Source organism: Bacillus sp. MBGLi79, assembly GCF_002953915.1.
The window spans coordinates 2,095,403-2,097,165 of record NZ_CP026521.1; the positions used below are offsets into that span (position 1 = coordinate 2,095,403).

The 1,763-nt window shown below is 43.2% G+C and carries 2 protein-coding genes; both read left to right on the forward strand.

What is annotated here, in order from left to right; translation table 11 throughout:
* Window positions 1-624, forward strand: a 624-nt coding sequence (gene rpsB, locus C1T29_RS10685; protein WP_208945685.1) for a 30S ribosomal protein S2, incomplete at its 5' end; no start/stop codon positions are given.
* 100 nt (window positions 625-724) lie between these two features.
* On the forward strand, window positions 725-1,606 hold the full coding sequence (tsf, locus tag C1T29_RS10690) for a translation elongation factor Ts (protein WP_020451415.1): 882 nt from the start codon (window positions 725-727) through the stop codon (window positions 1,604-1,606).
* Window positions 1,607-1,763: the final 157 nt, after the last annotated feature.

Consider the following 1,763-nt stretch of genomic DNA (forward strand, 5'->3'; position numbering starts at 1 on the left):
ATCATCGATCTTCAAAAAACAGTCAAAAAAGTTGAAGAAGCATACAACTTCACGAAAAACCTTGCAGCTGACGGAGGAAAAATCCTTTTCGTCGGTACGAAAAAGCAAGCTCAAGACTCTGTTAAAGAAGAAGCGGAACGTTCTGGAATGTACTATGTCAACCAACGTTGGCTTGGCGGTACGTTAACAAACTTTGAAACGATCCAAAAGCGTATCAAACGCCTTAAAGATATCGAAAAAATGCAGGAAAACGGCACATTTGACGTACTTCCTAAAAAAGAAGTCGTTCAATTGAAAAAAGAATTAGAGCGTCTTGAAAAATTCCTCGGCGGAATCAAAGAAATGAAAGAGCTTCCTGACGCACTGTTCATCATCGATCCTCGCAAAGAGCGCATCGCGGTTGCAGAAGCGCGCAAGCTGAACATTCCGATCATCGGAATCGTTGACACAAACTGTGATCCTGATGAAATCGATGTTGTCATCCCTGCGAACGATGACGCCATCCGCGCTGTTAAATTGCTGACTTCTAAAATGGCAGATGCCATCCTTGAAGCAAAACAAGGTGAAGAAGCAGCTGAAACAGAAGCGAAAGAAGCAGAAACAACTGAAACAACAACTGCTTAACCTGGTCAAAAGGTGATAAGGGGGTCTGCCTTTTATCACCTTTTTTTTCACCAGATCAACACTTACATATTTTGTTTGATATATAAGGAGGAAATCAAAAATGGCAATTACTGCACAAATGGTAAAAGAGCTTCGTGAAAAAACTGGCGCAGGCATGATGGACTGCAAGAAAGCGTTAACTGAAACTGACGGCAACATGGATAAAGCGATCGATCTTCTAAGAGAAAAAGGAATCGCAAAGGCTGCCAAAAAAGCTGACCGCATCGCGGCTGAAGGTTTGACTTTGATCAAAACCGACGGCAACACAGGCGTTATTCTTGAAGTGAACTCCGAAACGGACTTCGTTGCGAAAAACGAAGGCTTCAAAGAGCTTTTGAACGACCTTGCTGACCACATTCTTGCTGAAAAGCCTGAAAGCGTTGAAGCTGCTATGGCTCAAAAAATGGCTAACGGTTCAACTGTAGAAGAATACATCACAAGCGCGGTTGCTAAAATCGGAGAAAAAATCACGCTTCGCCGCTTCACTGTCCTGACAAAAGGCGATGACGCTGCATTCGGCGCATACCTGCACATGGGCGGAAAAATCGGCGTATTGACTGTCCTTAACGGCACAACTGACGAAGAAACAGCAAGAGACATCGCGATGCACGTTGCAGCTGTAAACCCTCGCTTCATTTCCCGTGACCAAGTGTCAGAAGAAGAAGCGAACCGCGAGCGCGAAATCTTGACTCAGCAGGCGCTTCAAGAAGGAAAGCCTGAAAACATCGTCGCAAAAATGGTTGAAGGCCGCCTGAACAAATACTTCGAAGAAATCTGCCTGCTTGATCAAGCATTCGTTAAAAACCCGGATGAAAAAGTGAAACAGGTCGTTGCTGCGAAAAATGCAACAGTTGAAACATTCGTCCGCTACGAAGTTGGAGAAGGTATCGAAAAACGCCAAGAAAACTTTGCTGAAGAAGTTATGAACCAAGTGAAAAAATAAGATTGAAAAGCCGCTTGCCTTAAAACACACGGCAGGATCTTTTCAAAGAAAATAGGGGACACAATTTGTGTCCCTATTTTTAAAACAGTTTACAAACCTTTTTTTCTCTTGCATAATAAATAACGGCAAGCATGCACTTGGAGGTTATTATGGAAAA